The organism is Lysobacter sp. Root983 (assembly GCF_001429345.1).
Lineage (GTDB): Bacteria > Pseudomonadota > Gammaproteobacteria > Xanthomonadales > Xanthomonadaceae > Lysobacter.
The window spans coordinates 37,767-57,666 of the sequence record NZ_LMJO01000017.1; the positions used below are offsets into that span (position 1 = coordinate 37,767).

Below are 19,900 nucleotides of genomic sequence, written 5' to 3' on the forward strand. Positions count from 1 at the left end.
TGTATCAGCGTGTTAGGCTCCAAAGCTCAACCTCGCTGTTACTCGTTCTTCACCCGAACGTTCCCCCGAACTAGAGGACGCCGCGTCATGGCCATTTTCAACCAGCCCAACCCGCCCAAGCGTGAGACGCTTCCGCCGCTGCAGCCGGAGACCGCACTCAAGCGCGAGCCGGACACGGCCAACGAGATCAACTTCGGCCAGGCTTCGACGCCGGCACCCGCGCCGTTCGCCAGCGCCGCGCCCGCGCCCTCGTATTCGGCCAAGCCGGTCGAGCGCGAAGGCGGCAAGGAATCGCTGATCGCGTCCGATCTGTCGATCGAAGGCAAGATCCAAGGCTCGGGCCATATCCGCATCGCCGGCCGCTTCAAGGGCGACGTGCAGGTCGACGGCGATCTCACCATCGAAGTCGGCGCCAAGTTGAACGGCGGCGTGAGCGCGCGCAAGGTCGTGATCGCCGGCGAGCTCGAAGGCAACATCAACTCGGCGCAGCGCGTCGAGCTGCTCGAAGGCGGCAGCATGGTCGGCGACGTCAAGGCCGGCGTGGTCACCGTCGCGCCGGGCTCGCGCATGCGCGGCCAGGTCGAGTTCGGTTTCGACGACAAGGACAGCAAGCCCGGCGGCGACAAGTCCGCCAAATCCGACAACGGCGGCAAATCGGAGAACGGCGCCGGCGCATGAACGCCGCACGCCCGGGCCTGCCCGGGGCGACGCGCACCTGTCCGCATTGCAAGACGACCATCCTCGACAGCGCCAACGTCTGCCCCGCCTGCAAGCACCATCTCAAGTTCGACCCGGACGCGCTGCAACAGGCGGCGGCGAAGTTTTCGCCGCTGCATGTCGAGGGCACGATCCACGCGCCCGCCGAGGGCGCGTGGGAGTACACCATGCTGCTGTCTATCCGCGACGAGGACGGCCACGAGATCACGCGCCAAGTGGTCGGCGTGGGCGCCTTGTTTCCGGGCGAGCAACGCAGTTTCACCTTGGCCGTCGAGGCGGTCGCCGCGACCGGCTACAAGGCGGTCAAGCGCAAACGCTGATCCGCTATCGGGATCACGCTTCGGCATGGCCGGCGCTGGTTGCGCCGGTCGGCCCGCGTTAGCATGCCCAGGACACACCGAATCCGCCCCTGCGCCAGCGCGCACGCGGTCCGACGGTGCCAGAGAACGGACAGCCCCTACAAGGAGACGTAGCCGATGACCAAGTCATTGATCGACCAGATCGGGCGCGAGCGCGCCGATCAGATGATAGAGAAGGCGGTGACCGACGCGGTCGACGAAGCGCAGGCGCGCGGCCTGCCGGAAGCCGTGAAAATCGATGGCGTGTGGGTCAAGCGATACCCGGACGGTCGGATCGAACCGATCGATGGGGAGGCTTCCCATGCCGACCGGTGACGACGCACCGTTGATGGTGGTGCTGGCCGGACCGAATGGATCCGGCAAGAGCACCATCACCCGCGAACTCCGCCAGAGCGAGCACTTCCCCAAGAACTACATCAACGCCGACGACATCGCGGTGACGCTCAAGGAGCGTGTCCCCGACGAGAACCTGCGCAATCTGCAGGCGGCCAACATGGCCGAGGACCAGCGCAAGGCCGCGGTCAAAGGCGACAAGCCGTTCGCGTTCGAGACGGTGATGTCCACGCCCGGCAAGCTGGCGCTGTTCGACGAGGCGCGCGGCCGGGGCTTCGGCGTCGACCTGGTGTTCGTGACCACCGAAAGCGCGCAGATCAACAAGGTACGCGTGGAGAACCGCGCCGCCGAGGGCGGGCATTCGGTCGACGGCGCCAAGATCGTCGAGCGCTACGAGCGCGCCATGGGCCTGCTGCCGGTCGCGGTGGAGAAGGCCGACACCGCGCACATCTACGACAACACCGGCAAGAAGCCGATGCTGGTGGCCGAGAAGCATCCCGACGGCCACATGAGCTATCCGCTCGGCGACCAGACGCCGGCCTGGGTGGTGGAGCGCCTGCAAAAGCCCTTGGAGCAGCGCGAGAAGTCGCGCGCCGAACTGGCGACGCTGGCCGAGCAGATTAAGCCCGGTTCGTCGTCGATGATGGTCGACGCCGACATCGGCCGCGGCCTGAGCTACAAGGGCCTGGTCGCCAAGACCACCGACAGCCATGTGATGCAGTTCGTGCCCGAGCACGAGAGCGGCAAGCCCAAGCTGGTGGTGCACGACCGCGGCGTGGCCCCGACCGGCGACTACGCAGCCCTGGCCCGGCCCGAACACCGCGGCACCCAGGTCGAGATCGGCTACGCCTTCGGCGCGGACGGCAAGCACCCGGCGACCTCGCACGTGGTCGCGCCGGCGCTGGCGCAGGGCCAGCAGCAACAGCAGCAACAAGGGCAGATGCCGCCGCCCGGGCAGGAGCCGCCATCGCAGGGGCCGCGCTCGAAGCTTTGAGGCGGTTCGGACCGTCACGAAAAACCCCGCGCTTGCGGGGTTTTTCTTGCGCGTAGTAGCGCTCTGGCCTCCTCCTTTGCAAAAGGGGGATTTGCTTTTCGACTGCGGTGGAGCAAATCCCCCCTAGCCCCCCTTTTGCAAAGGGGGGAATGCGACGCGGGGGTTGGTRGTCGTGCGGCGGGCTTGYTCGCTGCCGGCATCTATCTGCGCGACKCTRCGCGAAATAACGCTCTGGCCTCCCCCTTTGCAAAAGGGGGATTGAGGGGGATTTGCTTTTCGACTGCGGTGGAGCAAATCCCCCCTAGCCCCCCTTTTKCAAAGGGGGGAATGCGACGCGGGGTTGGTGGTCGTGCGGCGGGCTTGTTCGCTGCCGGCATCTATCTGCGCGACTCTGCACGAAATAGCGCTCTGGCCTCCCCCTTTGCAAAAGGGGGATCGAGGGGGATTTGCTTTTCGACTGCGGTGGAGCAAATCCCCCCTAGCCCCCCTTTTGCAAAGGGGGAATGCGACGCAGGGGTTGGTGGTCGTGCGGCGGGCTTGTTCGCTGCCGGCATTTATCTGCGCGACGCTGCGCGAAATAACGCTCTGGCCTCCCCCTTTGCAAAAGGGGGATTGAGGGGGATTTGCTTTTCGACTGCGGCGGAGCAAATCCCCCCTAGCCCCCCTTTTGCAAAGGGGGGAATGCGACGCGGGGGTTGGTGGTCGTGCGGCGAGCTTGTTCGCTGCCGGTATCTATCTGCGCGACGCTACGCGAAATAGCGCTCTGGCCTCCCCCTTTGCAAAAGGGGGATCGAGGAGGATTTGCTTTTCGACTGCGGTGGAGCAAATCCTCCCTAGCCCCCCTTTTCCAAAGGGGGAAACCGAAACGTTTCAAAGCGGAAACCGAGATCGGGTTTCAGAGTGGGAGGGGACCGCGACGTCAGTCCGACGGCCCGCAGGTGTCGCAGCCGGCGCAGTTGGGGCCGGAGGCGCTGGGTACCGGCGCGATCGTACGGCCGAGGCGGCGCATCCAGTGCGGACGGCCCTCGCGCACCAGCGGCAGCGCGCAGGCGATGCGCAGGCGGCGCACGGCGCCGGGGAACTGCTTCTTCGCGACCACGGCCGCGCTGACGATCACCGCCAGCGCGATCACCAGGTATTGCGCGAGCAGGCCGGCGTCCATGCTCAACCCGCGCCCAGGGCGACGGCGACCTGGTAGGTCACGAACGAGGCCAGGTAGGCCAGCGCGAACAGGTAGCCGGCGCTGATCGCGACCTGCTTCCAGGAGTTGGTCTCGCGCCGGATCGTGGCCAGGGTGGAGATGCATTGCGGCGCGTAGATGAACCACACCAGCAGCGACAGCGCGGTCGCCAGCGACCAGCCGTCGCTGATGATGGGCGACAGCGCCTGCGCGGCCGCGTCGTCGTCGGCCGCCGACAGCGCGTACACCGTGGCCAGCGAGGACACCGCGACTTCGCGCGCGGCCAGGCCCGGGATCAGGGCGATGCAGATCTGCCAGTTGAAGCCGATCGGCGCGAACACCGCGGTCATGGCGTGGCCGATGCGGCCGGCCAGGCTGTAGTCGATCGCCGGCAGGGTCGCGTCGGCGGGCGCGCCCGGGAAGTTGAGCAGGAACCACAGCAGGATGGTCAGGGCCAGGATGATGCCGCCGACCCGGCGCAGGAAGATCCAGGCGCGCTCCCACAGGCCGATCAGCAGATCGCGCGGATGCGGCAGGCGGTACGAGGGCAGTTCCAGCAACAAGGCATGCTCGCCCTTGTCGCGACGCCACTTCTTCATCACCCACGACACCATCAGCGCGCTGAGGATGCCGGCCGCGTACAGCGCGAACAGCACCAGGCCCTGCAGGTTGAGCACGCCCAGCACTTTCTGCTGCGGGATGAAGGCGCCGATCAGCAACGCATACACCGGCAGGCGCGCCGAGCAGGTCATCAGCGGCGCGACCAGGATGGTGGCCAGACGGTCGCGCGGGTCCTGGATGGAGCGCGTGGCCATGATGCCGGGGATCGCGCAGGCGAAGCTCGACAGCAGCGGGATGAAAGAGCGTCCGGACAAACCGGCGCCGGCCATCATGCGATCGAGCAGGAAGGCCGCGCGCGGCAGATAACCGGATTCCTCCAGCGCCAGGATGAAGGCGAACAGGATCAGGATCTGCGGCAGGAACACGATCACGCCGCCGAGGCCGGCGATGATGCCGTCGACCATCAGGCTCTTGAGCGGTCCTTCGGGCATGACCCCGCCGACGAAGGCGCCGAACCAGGCCGTGCCGGCTTCGATCAGGTCCATCAACGGCGTGGCCCAGGCGTACACCGCCTGGAAGATCAGGAACATCACCACCGCCAGCGACAGCAGGCCCAGCACCGGGTGCAGCAGCCAGCGGTCGAGGCTGTCGTCGATCTCGGCGGTGCGGCGCGGCATCGTCACCGCCAGCGCGAGCAGGCGGCGGGTCTCGGCGTGCAGATCCTCCGGCTGCAGGCCTTCGGTCGGCGTGGCATGCGGCGCATGCGCGAGTTCGGACACGCGGTCCAGCATCGCTACCAGTTCGCGCGCGCCGTGGCGGTGCACCGCCACCGTCGGCACCACCGGCACGCCGAGCTCGCGTTCGAGCACGGCCAGATCGACGTCGATGCCGCGGCGCTTGGCTGCGTCCATCATGTTGACCGCCAGCACCATCGGCCGGCCGAGCTCGCGCAGTTCCAGCGCGAAGCGCAGATGCAGGCGCAGGTTGGTGGCGTCGACCACGCAGACCAGCACGTCGGGCGCGGGCTCGCCGGGATAGAAGCCGCGGCAGAGATCGCGGGTGACCGCTTCGTCCAGGCTGGCCGCGTGCAGGCTGTAAGCGCCGGGCAGATCGAGCACGGCGTAGCTGCGGCCGGAGGGCGCGTGCAGCCGGCCTTCCTTGCGCTCGACGGTGACGCCGGCGTAATTGGCGACCTTCTGGCGGCTGCCGGTGAGCAGGTTGAACAACGCGGTCTTGCCGCAGTTCGGGCTGCCGACCAGGGCCACGCGCGGAATCCCGGGCGTGGCGGCGGCTTGCATGGTTGCGGCGTGACTCATGTGTCGCTCCCGCCAGCCTCGGGCTGGACCTGGATCCGCGCCGCCTCGCTGCGGCGCAGGGCGAAACGGGTGTAACCGATCTGGATCAGCAGCGGCTCGGCCGAGATCGGCCCGGCCGCCATCACTTCGACCCGCTCGCCCTTGACGAAACCCAGCTCGCGCAGACGCCGCGCGATCGCGTCGTTCGGGGCCTGGTCTTCGACGGATTCGACCGTGGCCGCGACGCGACGCGGCAGTTCGGACAATTTCAAGGCTTCACCAATGGACGCGGCGGGGTGTCCGAGCGGACATCACGAATAGGAATAGTTCTCATTCTAGCATCGCCGGCCGTACCGGGGCGGATCGCGGCGGACGCCGCGTATCATTCGCCAGACTCCATACAGCCAGCCCCCGCCCGCGATGAACCATCCGTTGCTGAGTTTGCGCGAGGGCCCCGTGGCCCGGCTGCGCCTGAACCGCCCCGCCCTGCACAACGCCTTCGATGCGGTCCTGATCGCCGCCCTGACCGGCGCCCTGGAGGCGGTGGGCCACGACGACAGCGTGCGGGTGGTGGTGCTGGAAGGCGACGGCGCCTCGTTCTCGGCCGGCGCCGACCTCAACTGGATGCGCGGCATGGCCGCCGCCAGCGAAGCCGCCAACCGCGACGACGCCCTGGCCCTGGCGCGGCTGATGCGGACCCTGGACGAGCTGCCCAAGCCGACCGTGGCGCGCGTGCACGGCGCGGCCTTCGGCGGCGGCGTCGGCCTGGTGGCCTGCTGCGACATCGCCATCGGCGCGCCGGAGGCCAAGTTCGGCCTGACCGAGAGCAAGCTGGGCCTGCTGCCGGCGGTGATCTCGCCTTACGTGATCGAGGCGATCGGCGCGCGCCAGGCGCGGCGCTGGTTCGCGACCGCGGAAATCTTCGACGCCGACACCGCCCTAGCGATCGGCCTGCTGCATGCGGTGGTGCCCGCCGATCAACTCGACGCCGCGGTGCAGCGCCAGATCGACCTGCTGCTCAAGGCCGGCCCGGTCGCCGCGGCCCAGGCCAAGGCGCTGGTGCGCCGGGTCGCCGCGCACGGCGACCGCGACCGCCACGATGCCGACAACGCCGACCTGATCGCGCGCCTGCGCGTCTCGCCCGAGGGCCAGGAAGGCCTGGGCGCGTTCCTCGACAAACGCAAGCCAGCCTGGATTCCCTGAGCCGAGCGCACCGCCGCACCGCCCCCGACCGCTACAAGGAGCCGTACCGTGATCGACCATATGGGTATCAACGTCGCCGACTATCCGCGCAGCCGCGCTTTCTACAGCCAGGTGCTGGCGACGCTGGGCTACGCCGAGGTGATGGCGGTGACGAAGGAACAAAGCGGCGGCTACGAAGGCTGCGGTTTCGGTCCGCCGCAGCAGCCCAAGTTCTGGGTCGGCACCGGCCCGGCGCACGGCGGCGGCGTGCACATCTGTTTCAACGCCGGCTCGCGCGAACAGGTCGACGCCTTCCACGCCGCCGCCCTGGCGCAGGGCGCGCGCGACAACGGCGCGCCCGGCATCCGCGCCCACTACCACCCCAATTACTACGGCGCCTACGCCTACGACCTGGACGGCAACAACATCGAGGCGGTCTGCCACCTGCCACCGGCTTGATTCACGCAGACCACAGAAACGGTGCAGGCTGCTCGCGCGCAGTTGACCGCGCGCGGCGCCGCCGCGTTCACTAGCGTCCCCAATCGCGATTCGCACGGAGGCCGTAGGTAGCCGCATGCTCGACCACATCGACTTCGCCGTCTCCGACCTGGCGCGCAGCCGCGCCTTCTACACGCGTGCGCTGGCACCGCTGGGGATGGTGCCGGTGCTGGAGATCGCGCGCGACGACGACGGCCACGAAGGCACCGGTTACGGCCCGCCCGGCCGGCCCTTGTTCTGGATCGGTCGCGGCGACAGCGTGTCCGGGCGGCTGCATGTGGCCTTCAGCGCGGACTCGCGCGAACAGGTCGACGCCTTCCACCAGGCCGCGCTGGCCGCCGGCGCACGCGACAACGGCGCGCCCGGTGTGCGGCCGCGCTACCACCCGCATTACTACGCCGCGTTTGTGTTGGACCCCGACGGGCACAACATCGAAGCGGTCTGCCATCGGCCGCCGGCATGAACCGTCGGCCCCTCGTCTCGCCCATCCCTGACCGGGAAGGATAGCCCCGCATGTTCAGCAAGATCCTGATCGCCAACCGCGGCGAAATCGCCTGCCGCGTGATCCGCACCTGCCGCCGCCTCGGCATCCGCACGGTCGCGGTGTATTCCGATGCCGACGCCGACGCCCAGCACGTGCGCCAGGCCGACGAGGCCTATCCGATCGGCGGGCCGCGTCCGGCCGACAGCTACCTGCGCGGCGACGCCATCATCGAGGTCGCGCTGCGCAGCGGCGCCCAGGCCGTGCACCCGGGCTACGGCTTCCTCAGCGAGAACGCCGACTTCGCCGACGCGGTCGCGGCCGCGGGCCTGGCCTTCATCGGCCCGGCCGGCGGTTCGATGCGCAAGATGGGCAGCAAGGCCGGCGCCAAGGAGCTGATGCAGGCCGCCGGCGTGCCGGTGGTGCCCGGCTACACCGGTGCCGACCAGGCCCCCGAAGTGCTGCATCGCGAAGCCGACGCGATCGGCTATCCGCTGATGATCAAGGCCGCCCACGGCGGCGGCGGCAAGGGCATGCGCATCGTGCGCGCCAGCGACGAGTTCCTGGCCCATCTGGAGAGCTGCCAGCGCGAGGCGCGCAACGCCTTCGGCCGCGACCGCGTGCTGCTGGAGCGCTACGTCGAACAGCCGCGCCACATCGAGATCCAGATCTTCGGCGACCGCCACGGCCAGGTGATCCACCTCAACGAGCGCGAGTGCTCGGCCCAGCGCCGCTACCAGAAGGTACTGGAGGAATCGCCGTCCTCGTTCCTGAGCGCGGAACTGCGCCAGGCCATGGGCGCGGCCGCGGTCCAGGCCGGTCACGCGATCGACTACGTCAACGCCGGCACCGTCGAGTTCATCGTCGGCCAGGACGGCGGTTTCTACTTCATGGAGATCAACACCCGCCTGCAGGTCGAACACCCGGTCACCGAGTACGTGACGGGTCTGGACCTGGTCGAGTGGCAGCTGCGCGTGGCCTCCGGCGAACCGCTGCCGCTGGCGCAGGACGCGATCGTGCAGCGCGGCCATGCGATCGAAGTGCGTCTGTACGCCGAAGACCCCGAGGCCGGCTTCCTGCCCGGCTCGGGCAAGCTCGAGCGCCTGCGCCTGCCCACGCCCAGCGAACACGTGCGCATCGACTCGGGCGTGATCGAGGGCGACACGGTCACGATCTTCTACGACCCGATGATCGCCAAGCTGATCGTCGCCGACATCGACCGCCCCAGCGCCCTCGCCCGCCTGCGCGCGGCGCTGGCCGAATGCGAGATCGCCGGGCCCAAGTCCAACATCGAATTCCTGGAGCGCCTGGCGCGCCATCCGGCCGTGGTCGAGGGCCGCATCGACACCGGCTACCTGGACCGCCACCTCGACGAGTTCATGCCCGCCGCCGACGGCAGCGACGCCGAGGAGGCCGACGACCTGCTGATCGCCGCGACCGTGGCCGAACTGCTGGCCCAGGAGCGCGAGACCCGCCGCACGGCCGCCGCCTCCAACGACCCGGAATCGCCCTGGGCGATCGCCGACGGCTGGCGCCTGGGCCACGGCGGCCGCCGCAGCCTGGCCTTCCTGCGCCGCGAGGAACGCCTGGAGCTGCACGCTCAGGGCAGCGCCGGCGATTACCGCATCGAACAGGCCGGCCGCACCCGCCAGGTCCAGGGCGCCCGCCACAGCGCGGATGGCCTGAGCCTGCGCATCGACGGCCGCGCGCGCCGCTTCGCGCTGCTGGGGGATGAGCGCCGGGTGGTGGTCCACGACGGCGAACGCAGGCTGCGCCTGTTGCCGGTCCCGATGTATCGTCACGAATCGGCCGCCGCCGCCGGCACCGGCAACCAGGTGGTGGCGCCGATGCCGGGCCGGGTGGTGGTGGTCAAAGCCGCCGCCGGCGACACGGTCGAAGCGGGACAGGAGGTCATGGTGATCGAAGCGATGAAGATGGAACTCAGCCTCAAGGCCCCGCGCGCCGGCACGGTCGCCGAAGTGCGCGCGGCCGCCGGCGAATTCGTCGAAGCCGATGCGGTGCTGGTGGTGCTGGACGCATGAACCTGCGCTCCGCCCTCGTCGCCGCGGTCCTGCTCGCGCTGTCGCTACCGGGCTGCGTCGCGTTCGAGCACGCGCCCGTGAAAACGCTGGCCTGCGACCCGGACCTGGTCGGGCGCTGGCACGCCGACCGCGACGGTCCCGGCCCCGGCCGCGAGATCGTGGTCGACGCGAAATGCGGGGCGCGGTGGCCGGTGCACGAGCGCGCGGTTGAGGTCAGCCTGCGCGGCTACACCCAGGGCGCGACCCGCTACGTGGTGCTGTCGCCCGAGCATGCCCAACGCATGCTCGGCAGCGAAAGCGAAATCAAGCTCGAGGACAGCGTGCCCAGGCACGCGGTGTTCATGGTGGCCTATCGCATCGAAGGCGACCGCCTCCAGGCCTGGCTGCCCGATCCGGACCGGGTCAACGCCGCGATCCGCGACGGCAAGGCACGCGGGCGACCGCTTCAGAATGGCGACGCCTCCTCGGTGCTGGTGCAAGGCAACGCACGCAACATCGCCCAACTGCTCGCGCAGGGCCCGGAACCGGTGTTCGGCCCGCTCAAGCCCGAGGTCTCGGCACTGCAACTGCAACGCGTGGCCGGCACCGTGCCGGTCGCGATCTCGCCTGGAGCCGCACCATGACCCCTTCGGTCCGCATCGTCGAAGTCGGCCCGCGCGACGGGCTGCAGAACGAGAAGGCGCAGATCGCGACCGCCGACAAGATCGCCCTGATCGATCGGCTGTCCGCGACCGGCCTGCGCAGCATCGAGGCGACCAGCTTCGTCAGCCCCAAGTGGGTGCCGCAGTTGGCCGACGCCGCCGAGGTCTTCGCCGGCATCCAGCGCAAACCCGGCGTGCACTACCCCGTACTGGTGCCGAACGAACAAGGCTACGAACGCGCGCGCGCGGTCGGCGTGGAGGAAATCGCGGTGTTCACCGCGGCCTCGGAAGCCTTCAACCAGAAAAACATCAACGCCAGCATCGACGAATCGCTGGCCCGCTTCGCGCCGGTGCTGGCGCGCGCCAAGGCCGACGGCGTGGCGGTGCGCGGCTACGTCTCGACCGTGCTGGGCTGCCCTTACCAGGGCGCGGTGCCGGTGGCCGACGTGGTGCGCGTGGCCAAGGCCCTGCACGCGATGGGCTGTTACGAGATTTCCCTGGGCGACACCATCGGCGTCGGCACGCCCGGCAAGGCGCGCGCGATGCTGAAGGCGGTCGCCGCCGAAGTGCCGATGCCGGCGCTGGCGGTGCATTTCCACGACACCTACGGCCAGGCCCTGTCCAACCTCCTGGCCTGCTTGGAAGAAGGCGTAGCGGTGGTGGATTCGGCGGTATCCGGCACCGGCGGCTGCCCCTACGCCAAGGGCGCCAGCGGCAACGTCGCCAGCGAGGACGTGGTGTACATGCTGCACGGCCTGGGCATCGAGACCGGCGTGGATTTGAACGCGCTGGCCGAGACCGGGCGCTGGCTGGCCGGCCTGCTCGGCCGCGAGACCGGCAGCAAGGTCGGCAAGGCGCTGGCGGCGGCATGAGCCAGCATCCGCCCGGGAACGAACCGACCGTGTCGCCGTCCCCGGTGGACGCGGCCTCGACCCTGGCGGCGCTGGAACTGGCCAGCCACGACAGCAGCCTGTCCGACGCCACCCGCGCGCTGCTGCTGGAAGCCGCCGAAGCGATCCGCAGCAGCAGCGACGACGCCGATGTCGCGCACACGCGCTACCGCGCAGTGTTCGATGCGGTGCCCGACCCGGTCAGCATCCTCGACGAAGCCGGCACCGTGCTCGACCTCAACAAGGCCGGCATGGCCGCCTACCGGCGCCCGCGCGATCAGATCGTCGGCCAGCCCATCCACGTGCTTAACCCGGAATTGCCGCACGACCACCTCAATCCGGTCTGGGAAACGCTCAATCGCGGCGAGACCTACGTCATCGAAGTCACCAACATGCGCGGCGATGGCACCCGCTTCCCGGTCGAGGTGCATTCGGCCGGCTTCGAGCACGAAGGACGGCGCTGCATCGTCGCGGTCGCGCGCGACCTCAGCGGCCGCCGCGACGCCGAGCTGCGCTACCGCGAGCTGATGGAAACCATCGACCGCGGCATCGTCGTCCACGACCCCGACTTCCGGGTGATCTACGCCAACGGCGCGGCCATGCGCATCATGGGCCTGGGCCACCAGCACAGCGCCGACGAGGAAATGCGCTCCGAGCACTGGATGGTGATCGACGAGCACGGCCGCGAACTGAGCCAGAAGGAATTTCCGGCCCAGCGCGCGCTCGACACCGGCAAGCGCGTCGACAGCATGGTGCTGGGCCTGTACCACCGCGAGCGCCGCAACCTGATCTGGCTGACGGTGACCGCGCTGCCGCAGTTCCCGGCCGGCGGCGACCGCCCGAACCAGGTGCTGTCGATGTTCACCGACGTCACCGCGATCAAGCGCGACAGCGCCCTGTTCGACCGCGCCCAGAGCCTGGCCCAGATCGGCGGCTGGGAATGGGAAGCCGGCCCGGACCTGCTTTACCTCACCGAGGAAGCGCAGCGCATCCTCGGCCACGATCCCGCGCCGGCCAGCATGGGCGAGATGCTCAACTGCCTGCGTCCCGGCGACCGCCTGCGCCTGCGCGACGCGCTCGACCACGCGATCGCGTTCGGCCGCAACATCGATCTGGAACTGCAGGGCATGCGCGCCGACGGGCGCGGCTTCTGGGTGCGCACCATCGCCCAGGCCGAAGCCGCCGACGCGCTCAACGCGCGCCTGATCGGCACCCTGCAGGACATCACCGAACGCAAGCACGACGAGGAGAACCTGCGCATCCAGGCGCGCAGCGATCCGCTCACCGGCCTGCTCAATCGCGACGCCGTGCTGTCGGAGCTGGAAAGCCGGCTGGACGACCCCAACCGCGCGGCGCTGGCGGTGCTGTACATCGACCTCGACCGCTTCAAGGTGGTCAACGATGTGCTCGGCCATGCCGCCGGCGACCGTCTGCTGGCCTCGGCCGCGCGCCGCATCCAGCGCGCGGTCGGCAGCGAGGGACTGATCGCGCGCTTCGGCGGCGACGAATTCCTGGTGGTGTGCGAAACCGGCAACGACCCGGCGCTGTCCGAACGTCTGGCCGATTCCATCCTCGAAATCTTCGGCGACAGCTTCCGCCTGGACGGCGAGGAATTCAGCATCACCGCCAGCATCGGCATCGCCCAGGCCCCGATCGACGGGGTGCGGTCGCAGCAGCTGATCCAGAGCGCCGACGTCGCCATGTACGACAGCAAGCGCCGCGGCCGCAACGGCTGGCAGAGCTTCACGCCGGAGCTGGCCGAACAGCAGTTGCACCGCCTGCAGTTGGAAACCCACCTGCGCCGCGCGGTCCACAACGACGAGTTCCATCTGGTCTATCAGCCGCAGGTCAATCTGGCCGACGGCTCGGTGGTCGCAGTCGAAGCGCTGATCCGCTGGCGCAACCAATCGCTGGGCGAGATGCGCCCGGACCGCTTCATCGACCACGCCGAAACCACCGGCGACATCGTCGGCATCGGCGGTTGGGTGCTGAAGGAAGCCTGCCGGCAGTTGCGGCGCTGGCACGAGCGCGGCCTGGACGTACACCGGGTCGCGGTCAACGTGTCCTATCGCCAGTTCCTGGGCGAGGACCTGGCCAGCTCCGTGGCCGCGGCCCTGGCCGAGTCCGGCCTGCCCGGCACCGCGCTGGAACTGGAATTCACCGAACGCGTGCTGATCGAGGACGTGCCCGACACCATGCGCACCTTCCACGCCCTGCGCGAGATGGGCGTGATGCTGACCATCGACGATTTCGGCGAGGGCTACAGCGCGCTGAATTACCTGCGCCGCCTGCCCATCCACGGCCTCAAGCTCAGCCAGCTGTTCGTGCAGGGCGTGCCCGACAACCAGTCCGACGTCGCGGTTTGCCAGGCGGTGACCGGCATCGCCCGCAGCCTGGGCCTGGGCCTGGTCGCCGAGGGCGTGGAAACCGAGCGCCAACGCGCCTTCCTGCTCTCGCTCGGCGTCGAGATCGGCCAGGGCTTTTTGTTCGCGCCGGGCCTGATGCCGGACGAGCTGCAGCAGTACTACCGCTCGCCGCTGGTGCTGCCGGGTTAAGCGCGCAAAAGACGGCCTCTGCTCTCGCTCCGACTTTCACGTTCCTGCGTCATCCCGGGTCTGGTTTCTTTGCATCGCCCAGGCGTTTTTGCCGTCGCCCGCCTTCTTGCCGTCGCCCGCCTTCTTGCCGTCATCCCCGCGAAGGCGGGGATCCAGTGACTTCAGCGCCAGACCGCGCCAAGCCCCTCAACCCCATTCCCCGCAAGGTCCGCCGATGAACCACCGCCTGCGCCTGTCGCTTTCCGGTTTGTTGCTCGCCCTGACCGCCGGACTCGCCCACGCTGCCGACCCCAAACCCGCCGCACGCGGCGAAACCCTGCTGCTGCGCCCCGAGCGCGTCTGGACCGGCGACGACAGCCCCTCGCACGCGAACTGGGCCGTGCTGGTACGCGACGGCGCCATCGTCGCGGCCGGGCCCGCCGATGGGATTGAAGCGCCCGCCGACGCACGCCGCATCGACCTGCCCGGCGCCACCCTGACGCCGGGCCTGATCGACCTGCACGCGCATCTGTTCCTGCACCCCTACAACGAGACCCCCTGGAACGATCAGGTGCTGAAGGAGCCCGAGGCCTACCGCACCCTGCTCGCCGCGCGTCACGCCGACGCGACCCTGCGCGCGGGCTACACCACCCTGCGCGACCTGGGCACCGAAGGCGCCGGCTACGCCGATCTCTCGCTCAAGCGCGCGATCGACGAGGGCCTGATCCCGGGCCCTCGCCTGTTCGTGGCCACGCGCGCCATCGTCGCCACCGCCAGCTACGGCCCCGGCCCGCGCGGCTTCCGTGACGACATCGAACTGCCAGGCGGCGCGCAGGAGGTCAGCGGCGTCGACGAGACCGTGCGCGCGGTGCGCGAGCAGGCCGGCCACGGCGCCGACTGGATCAAGGTCTACGCCGACTACCGCATCGGCGCCGACGGCAGCGCCCGACCCACCTTCAGCGCCGCCGAACTGCGCGCCCTGGTCGACGCCGCCCACCTCAGCGGCCGTCCGGTCGCCGCGCACGCGGCCAGCGACGCCGGCATGCGCCTGGCGATCGAAGCCGGCGTGGACAGCATCGAACACGGCTACGGCGGCAGCGCCGCGACCTTCCGCCTGATGCGCGAACGCAACGTCGCCTACCTGCCCACCCTGACCGCGGTGGAGTCCACCGAGCAGTATTACGCCGGCTACGTCCCCGGCCAAACCCCGCCCACACCCAAGCTGCGCGAAGCCGAACAGGCGTTCCGCACCGCGCTGGCGGAAAAGACCACGATCGGCTGCGGCAGCGACGTCGGCGTGTTCCGCCATGGCGACAACTACCGCGAGCCGGTGTGGATGGCCCAACTGGGCATGTCCCCGGCCCAAGCCCTGCGCGCCTGCACCTCGGTGGCCGCGCGCATCCTGCGCCAGTCCGAGCGCCTGGGCCGGATCGCGCCGGGCCTGCGCGCCGATCTGGCCGCGTTCGCCGGCGACCCCAGCCAGGACATCGCGGCCCTGAAACAGCCGGTACTGGTAGTGAAGGACGGCGTGGTCTATCGCGAACCGGGCCGCGACGCGCCGGCGCCGGCGCCAGCGGCGGCCCAGCCAGTCCGGTAAAATCGCCGTTTTCCCCGACCCGGACCTTCCTATGCAACTCGACACCGTGCGCGCCATCGTCACCGGCGGCGTCTCCGGCCTCGGCCTCGCGGTCGCCCAGCACCTGGTCGCCCACGGCGGCAAGGTCGCCCTGTTCGACCTCAACGACGACAAGGGCGCCAGCGCGGTCGCCGAACTCGGCGCCGATAATGCCCGCTACTTCCGCACCGACGTCGCCGACGAAGCCGGCGTGGTCGCCAACGTCGCCGCGGCCCGCGACTTCCTCGGCGGCCTCAACGTCGCCATCAACTGCGCCGGCATCCTCGGCGCCGGCCGCGTGCTGGGCAAGGACGCGCCGATGCCGCTGGCGCAGTTCCAGGGCACGGTGATGGTCAACCTGGTCGGCAGCTTCAACGTCGCCAAGGCCGCCGCCAACCTGATGCAGCACAACGAGGCCGGCACCGACGGCGAGCGTGGCGTGATCGTCAACACCGCCTCGGTCGCCGCCTACGAGGGCCAGATCGGCCAGGCCGCGTACTCGGCGTCCAAGGGCGGCGTGGTCGGCATGACCCTGCCGATGGCGCGCGAACTGGCGCGTTTCGGCATCCGCGTGATGACCATCGCCCCGGGCATCTTCTGGACCCCGATGGTCGACGGCATGCCCGAGTCGGTGCAGCAGTCGCTGAGCGCGTCGATTCCCTTCCCCTCGCGCCTGGGCCGCCCGCAGGAGTTCGCCGACCTGGTCGCCTACATCCTGGGCAACACCTACCTCAACGGCGAGACCATCCGTCTCGACGGCGCGACCCGTTTGGCGCCTAAGTAAGTCAGGAGCCGGGATTCGGGATTGGAGATTCGGGATTTGCCATAAGCACCCGCTCCATCCCGAACCATCGCCGCCCGACCTGCTCCTGCCAATCCCGAATCCCTAATCTCGAATCCCAAGCCCATGAAAGCCTACGACGTCAAAAAAGGTAACGTAATCGAGCACAACAACACCGTGTACCAGGTGCGCGACATCGAACGCAGCTCGCCGCAGGGCCGCGGCGGCAACGTCAAGTTCCGCTTCACCATGTACTCGGTTCCGGGCGGCACCAAGTTCGACCTCAGCGTCGGCGGCGACGACGAACTCAAGGAAGTCGAACTCAGCCGCCGCCAGGTGACCTATTCGTACAAGGACGGCGACGCCTTCGTGTTCCTGGACGACGAGGACTACACCCCGTACACGCTCGACGCCGACGTGATCGGCGACGCCGCCGGCTACATCGTCGACGACCTGTCGGGCTGCTATGTGCAGATCATCGACGACCAGCCGGTCGCCATCCAGCTGCCAGCCAGCGTGACCCTGGAAGTGATCGAGACCCCGCCGGAACTCAAGGGCGGCACCGCCACCAAGCGCCCGAAGCCGGCTAAGCTCTCGACCGGCATCGAGATCATGGTCCCCGAGTACATCGTCAACGGCGAACGCGTGCTGGTGAACACCGCCACCGGCGAGTTCGCCGGGCGCGCGGATTGATCGACGCGTAGCGAGCCTGCGGGCCGCCGCGACCTACGCACCGGCGACGGACGCGGCGCTCCCGCGTTTGTCGCCGATGCGGCGCAGGCTCCAGGCAATCGATCGACGGCACCGGTGCATACACAGGCTGTGCGCTGGCGCCCCTCGGCCGCATACTGCAGCGACATGCGCCGCCTCCGCGGCCAAGCCGCCGGGCGGCTGGCCCTAGGCCCGAACATCGGACGTCGCCATGCAAGCCAAGGCTAGATTCCTCACAGCGTTTCTGCCGGCGGCTGGCATCGCCTCGTTAGCCAATGCGCTGCCCTACCTGCTCACGCGCCATGCGTACCAGCGCGACGGCCAGGAAGTCGCCGGGTTTCCCCTCGCCTTTCACAGAATCGGCGGCGATTGCTCGCCCTCGGCTTGCGATAACTACGATTTCCACCTGGCCTATTTCACTGCCGACCTGTCGCTTGCGCTGATCTTTGCGGCGGCAGCGGGCTTGCTTGCGGCACGGACAGGCAAGCGCTAGCGATATCCGCGCACGCAGCTGTTCTGTGCGAGAGCGCGCCAACCTTGAGGACACCGCATGGAGCTGCCCAAGTTCAAATACCACGAGGATCCCATCGCTTCCGGCAACATCATCGAAGCGGACACGGCCTGTGCCTGCTGCGGCAAAGTCGGGGGTTACGTCTACATCGGCCCGGTCTACGCCGAAGCTGAGCTCGACGAGACGCTTTGCCCGTGGTGCATCGCCGACGGCTCGGCGCACGACAGGTTTGGCGCAAGCTTCATCGACGAAGACGGCATCGGCGATTACGGCAACTGGGAGGCAGTGCCCGATGGCGTGGTTCGGGAAGTCGCGCACCGGACGCCGGGGTTCTCTGGATGGCAACAAGAACGCTGGTGGACGCATTGTGGCGATGCTGGCGCTTTCGTCGGCCGGGTCGGACACAAGGAACTGCTCGCGTACGGGCCGGAGGCCATATCGCCAATCCAAGCATCGACCGGCCTGATGGACGATGCCTGGCAACGCCAGTTCGTTGCTTTGGACAAGAACGGCTCGCCCAGCGCGTATCTGTTCCGCTGCTTGAAATGCGGCGCTTTCGGCGGCTATCAAGACTGCGATTGAGTGCTCTTAGCAGCGGCACCCGCTGAACAGGACGCCTCCGGGCACAATCGGTTGCGTCTCCAGTCGTAGATAGCACGACCGGTCAGGCGCAAACCATGCGGACCGGCTCGCCGCGTACGGGCATCGCAGCGCGCTATGTGATACATCCTAGGCAAGCGCAGCCGCCCGTGGGCGCGACTGCGGCTCGATCCTGTCTTCGAGCCTGGTTGCGTCGCTATCCCGCATCACTCGGGCGCCTGGCCAAGGGGGAGTCCGCATGATCAAATTTTTCCGCAACATGTTTGGCAGCAAGACCTCGGGCGCCGACGGCACCACGCCCGCAGCAGGGCCCGTACTCAACGAGTCGCTGCCGGCCGTCCAATGGCTGGAAAAGGACGACCCGAAGAATCCCTTCACCGTGAACGGCTACGACTGCCTGGCCTTCGTCCGGTCCATGCTGTCGGCCACCCAGGACCCGGCCGTCGCCTCCTCCTTCTCGGCCCTGCGCGCCAGCCTGGGACAGGAACACATCGGCCTGGTGCCGTCCGGCGCGGTCGCCCTGGAATGCCGGCTGGAGTATCCCTTCGACGGCGAAACCACGGACGGCGTCCTGTTCCACTCCTCGCGCATGGAAGAGAAGTGGGACATCTACCTCTACGCCGACCGGATCTACTTCTGCCGCAGCTGGACCGGCGCGCTGACCTTCCTGGCGCACTTCACCACCACCAGCAGCGCGCTGGTCATCCATCAGATTTTAGCCACGTCCAGCGGCCCGGGCATGGACTACCGCTACGTGGTCAGGCAGGTCGACTACCTGGTGCGCAGCCATATCCTGAAACAGGCCCATCCGCATCCGCTGCCAGCCGGCTTGGAACGCGATCCGGCCAGCGTCGGCCTGTACTCCTTCAGTCAGTACGGCTGGCTATGCTGCTTCGGCACCTTCGACGACACTTTGCGACGCGATATCAGGAAGCCCCAGGCTGAATCGATAGAAGAGGCCTGACAGCCCAGACAAAGCGGGCAGGTTTCAAACTCTAGGTAAATAGCTCATGCGCACAGACACCGTCGAGATCTACTCCGACCAGAGCAACGCCGCCGTTCTTCGACACCCTCAGCGCAAGTTTCCTGGGGTCCTGATTCAGGGCGACTCTCTCCATGCGATTTGCCGCCAAGCCGACGATATCCTGGCGGATGTCGATTCGTTACGTGGTACCGGCGCGTATGACGATCTCAACGACCTTCGCAACCGCCTGTGGGACTACCTCATTCACTGCAAAGTCGTGCTGGGAGAGCATGGAATCCCGTTGCCCTTCAGCGAAAACACCCGCTTTTAGAACCATGCGCACCGTTTCGATGAGCATCCAGCGCAAACACGCCATGAAACGAATCTTCTACCCAGGAACGAGCACGCCTGTGGAAATCGGTGATCTCGTTCAATGGCTCAACGATGAAGAGCCCTCCAAGGTCATCTTCATCGTCAGCACCGGCCAATTTCCGGAGGACGAGGCGAACTCCAGTGAATGGTTCCGATCCGAATACGGCGAGGGCATCATGATCGATACGCCCGAGGCGGGGTGGGTTCTGGAGAGCGAGGACTGCGAGAACATCGTTTTGTTGCGCTCGGTCCTCGGGACCCGATAACGGGCGTATACAGCCCATAGCGCGACGCCATCGGGAACTCCAGACAAAATGGCAAAGTGGCACCCCTTCCGATACAAAGAATTCTGGGATCAACCCCGGGCCATCTACACCTCGGATGGAAAGCGGTCGTTCTTCCTCGACTGCTCATTCGACGAGGAGCTCGACGAGTATCCCGATCGCTACAAGGTGTACCTGATGCCTGAACTAGACGAACTGGAGCTTGCCGGCTCGTGGGCAGACCTCGAGCGCAAGGCGCTGGCCCAGCTGGGTACCGTGGATCTGCCACGCACCGCGCTCGACCCCACGCTTCGCAAGCTGATCGACTTCGACATCTTCGACCACTTGCTACCGCTGTAATGCGGATTACTCGATC

Annotated in this window: 23 protein-coding genes; 20 read left to right on the forward strand and 3 right to left on the reverse strand. The window is 68.2% G+C overall.

The genetic code is table 11. The annotated features are described in order from the left end of the window. Positions 1-87 precede the first annotated feature (87 nt). From ASE43_RS15920 to ASE43_RS15935, 4 genes are all read left to right on the forward strand, one after another. On the forward strand, positions 88-678 hold the full coding sequence (locus ASE43_RS15920; protein ID WP_057161179.1) for a polymer-forming cytoskeletal protein: 591 nt from the start codon (positions 88-90) through the stop codon (positions 676-678). Continuing rightward, complete coding sequence (locus ASE43_RS15925) at positions 675-1,037, forward strand: hypothetical protein (protein WP_056173888.1); 363 nt, start codon at positions 675-677, stop codon at positions 1,035-1,037. The genes ASE43_RS15920 and ASE43_RS15925 overlap by 4 nt, the downstream gene beginning before the upstream one ends. Before the next feature lie 156 nt (positions 1,038-1,193). Further along, complete coding sequence (locus tag ASE43_RS15930) at positions 1,194-1,391, forward strand: hypothetical protein (protein ID WP_057161180.1); 198 nt, start codon at positions 1,194-1,196, stop codon at positions 1,389-1,391. Beyond that, positions 1,378-2,403: a zeta toxin family protein gene (locus ASE43_RS15935; protein ID WP_057161181.1), complete on the forward strand. Its 1,026-nt coding sequence runs from the start codon at positions 1,378-1,380 to the stop codon at positions 2,401-2,403. The genes ASE43_RS15930 and ASE43_RS15935 overlap by 14 nt, the downstream gene beginning before the upstream one ends. A 919-nt stretch (positions 2,404-3,322) precedes the next feature. On the opposite strand, the gene ASE43_RS15940 is transcribed toward ASE43_RS15935, so the two are convergent. Genes ASE43_RS15940 through ASE43_RS15950 form a run of 3 tightly spaced genes read right to left on the reverse strand, consistent with a single transcriptional unit; the run spans position 3,323 to position 5,711 of the window. Beyond that, on the reverse strand, positions 3,323-3,565 hold the full coding sequence (locus tag ASE43_RS15940) for a DUF6587 family protein (protein ID WP_056173878.1): 243 nt from the start codon (positions 3,563-3,565) through the stop codon (positions 3,323-3,325). A gap of 2 nt (positions 3,566-3,567) precedes the next feature. Further along, entirely contained in the window at positions 3,568-5,442 is a 1,875-nt protein-coding gene (locus ASE43_RS15945) for a ferrous iron transporter B (protein WP_056176471.1), read from the reverse strand. A gap of 14 nt (positions 5,443-5,456) precedes the next feature. Next, complete coding sequence (locus ASE43_RS15950) at positions 5,457-5,711, reverse strand: FeoA family protein (protein ID WP_056173873.1); 255 nt, start codon at positions 5,709-5,711, stop codon at positions 5,457-5,459. A gap of 148 nt (positions 5,712-5,859) precedes the next feature. Here ASE43_RS15950 and ASE43_RS15955 point away from each other — a divergent pair, with 148 nt between their 5' ends. The 16 genes from ASE43_RS15955 (at position 5,860) to ASE43_RS16030 (ending at position 19,884) form a co-directional block, all read left to right on the forward strand. Then, the gene (locus tag ASE43_RS15955) at positions 5,860-6,642 is read left to right on the forward strand and encodes an enoyl-CoA hydratase-related protein (RefSeq protein WP_057161182.1); all 783 of its coding nucleotides are present in this window, start codon (positions 5,860-5,862) and stop codon (positions 6,640-6,642) included. A 48-nt stretch (positions 6,643-6,690) separates the two neighbouring features. Continuing rightward, positions 6,691-7,080: a VOC family protein gene (locus tag ASE43_RS15960; protein WP_056173866.1), complete on the forward strand. Its 390-nt coding sequence runs from the start codon at positions 6,691-6,693 to the stop codon at positions 7,078-7,080. A 115-nt stretch (positions 7,081-7,195) separates the two neighbouring features. Beyond that, complete coding sequence (locus ASE43_RS15965) at positions 7,196-7,582, forward strand: VOC family protein (RefSeq protein ID WP_056173862.1); 387 nt, start codon at positions 7,196-7,198, stop codon at positions 7,580-7,582. Positions 7,583-7,632: 50 nt separating this feature from the next. Continuing rightward, positions 7,633-9,642 (forward strand): biotin carboxylase N-terminal domain-containing protein, encoded by a 2,010-nt coding sequence (locus ASE43_RS15970; protein WP_057161183.1) that lies wholly within the window; start codon positions 7,633-7,635, stop codon positions 9,640-9,642. Further along, positions 9,639-10,265 carry a hypothetical protein gene (locus tag ASE43_RS15975; protein WP_057161184.1) on the forward strand — a complete coding sequence of 209 codons (627 nt, stop codon included), beginning with the start codon at positions 9,639-9,641 and terminating at the stop codon, positions 10,263-10,265. Before ASE43_RS15970 ends, ASE43_RS15975 begins: the two co-directional genes overlap by 4 nt. Further along, a complete protein-coding gene (locus ASE43_RS15980) occupies positions 10,262-11,155 on the forward strand; it encodes a hydroxymethylglutaryl-CoA lyase (RefSeq protein WP_056176469.1) in 894 nt (297 codons plus the stop codon). Before ASE43_RS15975 ends, ASE43_RS15980 begins: the two co-directional genes overlap by 4 nt. Positions 11,156-11,184: 29 nt before the next feature. After that, a complete protein-coding gene (locus ASE43_RS15985) occupies positions 11,185-13,728 on the forward strand; it encodes an EAL domain-containing protein (protein ID WP_235568773.1) in 2,544 nt (847 codons plus the stop codon). A 214-nt stretch (positions 13,729-13,942) separates the two neighbouring features. After that, a complete protein-coding gene (locus ASE43_RS15990; RefSeq protein WP_057161186.1) occupies positions 13,943-15,304 on the forward strand; it encodes an amidohydrolase family protein in 1,362 nt (453 codons plus the stop codon). Positions 15,305-15,335: 31 nt separating this feature from the next. After that, positions 15,336-16,106 carry an SDR family NAD(P)-dependent oxidoreductase gene (locus tag ASE43_RS15995; RefSeq protein WP_056173852.1) on the forward strand — a complete coding sequence of 257 codons (771 nt, stop codon included), beginning with the start codon at positions 15,336-15,338 and terminating at the stop codon, positions 16,104-16,106. 123 nt (positions 16,107-16,229) lie between these two features. Beyond that, positions 16,230-16,796, forward strand: coding sequence for an elongation factor P-like protein YeiP (gene yeiP, locus ASE43_RS16000; RefSeq protein WP_056173850.1), 567 nt, complete (start codon positions 16,230-16,232; stop codon positions 16,794-16,796). A gap of 229 nt (positions 16,797-17,025) precedes the next feature. Then, a complete protein-coding gene (locus ASE43_RS16005; protein WP_057161187.1) occupies positions 17,026-17,307 on the forward strand; it encodes a hypothetical protein in 282 nt (93 codons plus the stop codon). A 57-nt stretch (positions 17,308-17,364) separates the two neighbouring features. Continuing rightward, the gene (locus tag ASE43_RS16010; protein WP_057161188.1) at positions 17,365-17,907 is read left to right on the forward strand and encodes a CbrC family protein; all 543 of its coding nucleotides are present in this window, start codon (positions 17,365-17,367) and stop codon (positions 17,905-17,907) included. A 256-nt stretch (positions 17,908-18,163) separates the two neighbouring features. Beyond that, on the forward strand, positions 18,164-18,889 hold the full coding sequence (locus ASE43_RS16015) for a hypothetical protein (RefSeq protein WP_057161189.1): 726 nt from the start codon (positions 18,164-18,166) through the stop codon (positions 18,887-18,889). A 46-nt stretch (positions 18,890-18,935) separates the two neighbouring features. Then, positions 18,936-19,220 carry a hypothetical protein gene (locus ASE43_RS16020; RefSeq protein WP_057161190.1) on the forward strand — a complete coding sequence of 95 codons (285 nt, stop codon included), beginning with the start codon at positions 18,936-18,938 and terminating at the stop codon, positions 19,218-19,220. Positions 19,221-19,239: 19 nt separating this feature from the next. Continuing rightward, a complete protein-coding gene (locus tag ASE43_RS16025; RefSeq protein WP_162258803.1) occupies positions 19,240-19,527 on the forward strand; it encodes a hypothetical protein in 288 nt (95 codons plus the stop codon). A 48-nt stretch (positions 19,528-19,575) separates the two neighbouring features. Next, the gene (locus ASE43_RS16030; protein ID WP_057161192.1) at positions 19,576-19,884 is read left to right on the forward strand and encodes a hypothetical protein; all 309 of its coding nucleotides are present in this window, start codon (positions 19,576-19,578) and stop codon (positions 19,882-19,884) included. Positions 19,885-19,900: the final 16 nt, after the last annotated feature.